A 4345-nucleotide genomic window follows, 5' to 3' on the forward strand; every position below is an offset into this window, starting at 1 on the left:
CCCTCCAGCAGCACGGCGCGTACCCCGCGCCCGTGCAGCGCGGCCATCAGCGCGAAGAGGTCCACGCCGCCGTCCGGGCCGGTGCCCACCTCGGCGGCGGTGGCGATCCAGGTCCGGGCCGCACCGTCGCGGACCGCGGCGTCGGCCGGGGTACGCCCCGCCGAGTCGACCACCACCCGCAGCGGCTGCTGGATGGCGAGGCTGCCGTCGCGCAGGTTGCGGACGGTGAGCCGGGGGTCGTCGGCGAGCACGGTGCCGACGCCGACGACCACCGCGTCGACGGTGGCCCGCAGCGCGTGCACGTCCATCCGGGCCGCCTCGGAGGTGATCCACATGCTGGTGCCGTCGGCCGCCGCCGAACGGCCGTCGAGCGTCGCGGCGTACTTCCAGATGACGAAGGGCAGGCCCCGGCGCATGGCGGTCAGCCAGGCGATGTTGCCGCTCTCCGCCTCGGTGCCGCGTACCCCCAGGTCGACCCGGACCCCGGCGGCCCGCAAGGTCGCCGCGCCGCCGGTGGCGACCGGGTTCGGGTCCGGTACGGCGATCACCACGCGGGCGACCCCGGCCTGGACCAGGGCGGCGCTACAGGGGCCGGTGCGGCCGGTGTGGTCGCAGGGTTCCAGGGTGACGACTGCGGTGCCGCCCTTGGCGCGCCGCCCGGCCTGGGCCAGCGCGACGATCTCGGCGTGCGGTCCGCCGGCGTACGCGTGGAAGCCCTCGCCGACCACCTCGCCGTCGGCGTCGAGTAGGACGCAGCCGACCACGGGATTCGGACTGGTCGTGCCGAGTCCGCGCGCCGCGAGCTCGATCGCGCGACGCATCGCCTCGTCGACGGAGACGCTCGCCATCACCTGGCCCTGCCCTCTCGCTCTGCTCGCGCGGGCAGGAAGATCGACTCGCGAGCAGGCGGCGCAGATCCGGGTACGGCACAGCCGCCCCCGGCAGACGGTGGGCACGCCGAGAGTCCGGCGAACCACACGCCCGTGCCGTCCCGCGCGCTGTCTCCCATCCGGACTGTCTGGGTGCGGACCAGCCGCCCCCAACCGTCGGCCCCGGATTCTCACCAGGTCCACCGGGCGGACGAACCGCTCCCGGGTCGCGGGCTTACCACGGTCGGACCGTGGATCACCGCCGGTTCGGAATTACACCGAGTCCCGCCAGCGCGTGGTGGGTACTGAGGGAAGTCTTACACGCTTCGCAGGGTTCTGCGCCACCCCGGCGAGCTACTTCACATGTCGGTGACCGGGGTCGGCGACACCCCGACGGCGGTCCACCGCCACGTACGAGCCCGGTTGGCTCTTGGCCACGGTCTTCATCTCCGAGGCGATCGTCATCGCCTCCAGGGGGTCGGTGAGGCGTTTGTCCCGGTCCGAGACGGAGACCCCGATGGAGAGCGTGACCAGCGCGGCCCGGCGGACGTTCCCCCGCCGGTCCTTCAGCTCCACGTAGCCGCGTTCCCGGTCGGTCGGGTCGTAGAGCGCGTCGGCGGCCGTCTCGAAGTCCGCCGAGACCCGGGAGGTGAGCGGCAGGACCTGCTCCGGGGTGCAGACGAAGACGAAGTCGTCGCCGCCGACGTGCCCGAGGAAGGCCGGGGGCAACGCGACCGAGACCACCGCCCGGTGCAGGCTGCGGGCCAGCGCCGAGATGAAGCCGTCACCCCGGGAGAAGCCGTACCGGTCGTTGACGCTCTTGAACCGGTCGACGTCGATGTAGCCGACGGCGTAGTCCGAGCCGACCCGGATCCGGTCGGCGATCTCCCGCCGGATCCGGCTGTTGCCGGGCAGCCCGGTCAGCGGGGAGACCTCGCGGAACTCCTTGTTGCGCCGCAGCGTGGAGCTGACCCGGGCGACCAGCTCGGCGGTGTCGAAGGGCTTGACCAGGTAGTCGTCGGCACCGGCGCTGAGCCCGTGGACCTTGTCCACGGTCATCCCCTTGGCGGTCAGCATGATCACCGGCAGCGCGGCGGTCATCGGATCGGCGCGCAGCCGCCGGGTCAGTTCCAGGCCGTCCACCCGGGGCATCATCAGGTCCACCACGGCCAGGTCCGGCCGCTGCCGCTCGATCAGTTCGAGCGCCTCCTGACCGTCCCCGGCGAGCACCACCTCGAAGCCGTGCAGTCGCAGGTTCACCTCGACGAAACGGGCGATGTCCCGGTCGTCGTCGACGACCAGGATCACGTCCTTGTGGTCCCCGGCCGGCTCCACCTCAGGCTCCGGGCGCCGCGCGCTCCGCCAGCGCACGCAGTCGGCGTACGGCCTCGGCCGGGTCGTCCGCGCCGTAGACCGCAGTGCCGGCGACGAAGGCGTCGGCACCGGCTGCCGCGGCCTGCTCGATGGTGTCGGCGGCGATCCCCCCGTCCACCTCGATCCGCAGTTCGAGATGGCCGGCGTCCACGTGCCGCCGGGCGAGGCGGACCTTCTCCAGCAACTGCGGCATGAACCGCTGCCCGCCGAAGCCGGCCTTGATGGTCATCACCAGCAGCGTGTCGAAGCTCGGCAGCAGGTCCAGGTACGGCTCGATCGGGGTGTCCCGGTCGATCGCCAGGCCGGCCTTGGCGCCGGCCGCCCGCAGGTTCTTGGCCAGGGCCGCCGGGTCGTCACACGCCTCGGCGTGGAAGGTCACGTTGTACGCGCCGGCGTCGGCGTAGCCGGGCGCCCAGCGCTGCGGGTCCTCGATCATCAGGTGCACGTCGAAGGGCAGCCGGGTGGCGGCCCGCAGGCTCTGCACGACGGGCAGCCCGATGGTCAGGTTGGGCACGAAGTGGTTGTCCATCACGTCGACGTGCAGCCAGTCCGCGGCGTCCTCGACGGCACGGACCTCTTCGGCGAGACGGGCGAAATCGGCGGCGAGGATACTGGGCGCGACGATCGGCGGCGGTACGGTCACTGGGCCAGTGTACGAACGCGCCCGACGGTCGCGGCAGCACGCCACCAACGGGGACGCCCGGTGACTCGGGCGTGACCATTGGTGCAGAATGACCCCCTTCGGACCAGTGGAACCGGACGAAGCGGGGACTTGACTGGCCAATGGTCCGAATCGCGGCAACACTCCATCGGGGACGGTGACGGTAACGTGCAGGCCGGTGGGCACGGGAGCCGACAGCCGGGCGACGGTTCCCGGAAAGGGCGGACGATGCGACGGTGGCTCGCGACGCTGGCGCTGGCCGGCGCGGCGGCGATGGTGCTCAGTGGCTGCGTACGGCCGGGCGGGACGGACGGCGACATCACCAACGGTTGGCCCGCCCTGCGGGCGCCGACGATGTTCGTCCCGGCCACCGGTGCCTGCCTGCCCCGGATCACCCCGATCGTGCAGGCGGGCACATACGAGACGGTGGACTGCGCCCGCAACCACCTCGCCGAGGCGGTCCACGTGGGCACGTTCACCGGGTCGGACGCGCGGGGACGGCGACCGGAACCGGGCTCGGCGGCGCTGCGGACCGCGCGGGCCGAGTGCGACCAGCGGGCCCGCCTGGTGCTCGGCGGCGACTGGCACACCGCACGACTGACGATGAACATCGCGCTGCCCTCGGTCTCCGCCTGGAACGGCGGCGCCCGGTGGTTCCGCTGCGACCTGAGCGAGACCGACAGCATCGACAACACCCGCCCGGTCAACCGCACCGGCAGCCTGCGCGGCGCCCTCATCGGCGACTCGCCGCTGGTGCACCGCTGTTTCGACCCGAAGCTGATCGGCGACAACCTCAACTACATGGCGCCGGTGCTCTGCACCGAACCGCACCGCGCCGAATTCGTCGGGGTCTACATCGAGCGGGACATGAGCTGGAAGGAGTTCGTCGACTCCTCCGCCCGGGCGCACCAGCGGTGCATGGAGCTGATCGCCTCCTTCGCCGACGTACCGAACAACGCCGACCTGCCGTACCGTGCCGGCTCGATCTTCTATCCGCCGTCGCAGCGCGAGTGGGAGGAGGGCGACCGGGGAGTGCGGTGTTTCCTGTGGAGCGACGACCGCAAGCTGACCGGCTCCATGCGCGGTGTCGGCCCGCAGGGACTACCCGTCACCTGACCACGGTGCCGTATGCTGCCGCACCGTGGCGTGCCGTGTCCGCGGTCACGGCCACGCGCGGCAGGAGGTCGACGGGGGATGCGACGGTGGTGGATCGGGGTCGCGCTGGGCGCGGTGACGCTGGCGCTGGCCGCGTGCAGCACCAGACCGGCCGGCATCGACGGTGACCTGGTCGACGACTGGCCGGTGATGGCCGCGCCGGAGGTGTTCACCCCGGCGGCGCAGACCTGCCACACCCAACCGCAGGACGTCGGATACCTCGGCGGGTACGCGCCGGTGGACTGCGCGCAGCCGCACCGGGCCGAGACGCTGCACGTCGGGCGGC

4 protein-coding genes and 1 pseudogene are annotated in these 4345 nt (G+C 72.5%); 2 read left to right on the plus strand and 3 right to left on the minus strand.

Annotation, left to right across the window (positions count from 1 at the left end):
- From ribD to rpe, 3 genes are all read right to left on the minus strand, one after another.
- Positions 1-848 (minus strand): bifunctional diaminohydroxyphosphoribosylaminopyrimidine deaminase/5-amino-6-(5-phosphoribosylamino)uracil reductase RibD (gene ribD, locus EYA84_RS27510; RefSeq protein WP_131056721.1); only part of this gene is annotated, 848 nt, incomplete at its 3' end.
- A gap of 375 nt (positions 849-1223) precedes the next feature.
- Complete coding sequence (locus EYA84_RS27515) at positions 1224-2240, minus strand: response regulator (RefSeq protein ID WP_236145989.1); 1017 nt, start codon at positions 2238-2240, stop codon at positions 1224-1226.
- A complete protein-coding gene (gene rpe / locus EYA84_RS27520; protein ID WP_131056725.1) occupies positions 2206-2886 on the minus strand; it encodes a ribulose-phosphate 3-epimerase in 681 nt (226 codons plus the stop codon). The genes EYA84_RS27515 and rpe overlap by 35 nt, the downstream gene beginning before the upstream one ends.
- A 246-nt stretch (positions 2887-3132) precedes the next feature.
- Here rpe and EYA84_RS27525 point away from each other — a divergent pair, with 246 nt between their 5' ends.
- Positions 3133-4020 carry a septum formation family protein gene (locus EYA84_RS27525; protein ID WP_131056727.1) on the plus strand — a complete coding sequence of 296 codons (888 nt, stop codon included), beginning with the start codon at positions 3133-3135 and terminating at the stop codon, positions 4018-4020.
- A 78-nt stretch (positions 4021-4098) separates the two neighbouring features.
- A pseudogene (locus tag EYA84_RS27530) lies at positions 4099-4345 on the plus strand (septum formation family protein); the annotation flags it as partial.

Origin of the sequence: Verrucosispora sp. SN26_14.1 (assembly GCF_004307965.1) — a bacterium.
Lineage (GTDB): Bacteria > Actinomycetota > Actinomycetes > Mycobacteriales > Micromonosporaceae > Micromonospora.

Coding starts and splice junctions, on each gene's coding strand:
- EYA84_RS27525 (WP_131056727.1), top strand. CDS start 3,133: ATGCGACGGTGGCTCGCGACGCTGGCGCTGGCCGGCGCGGCGGCGATG.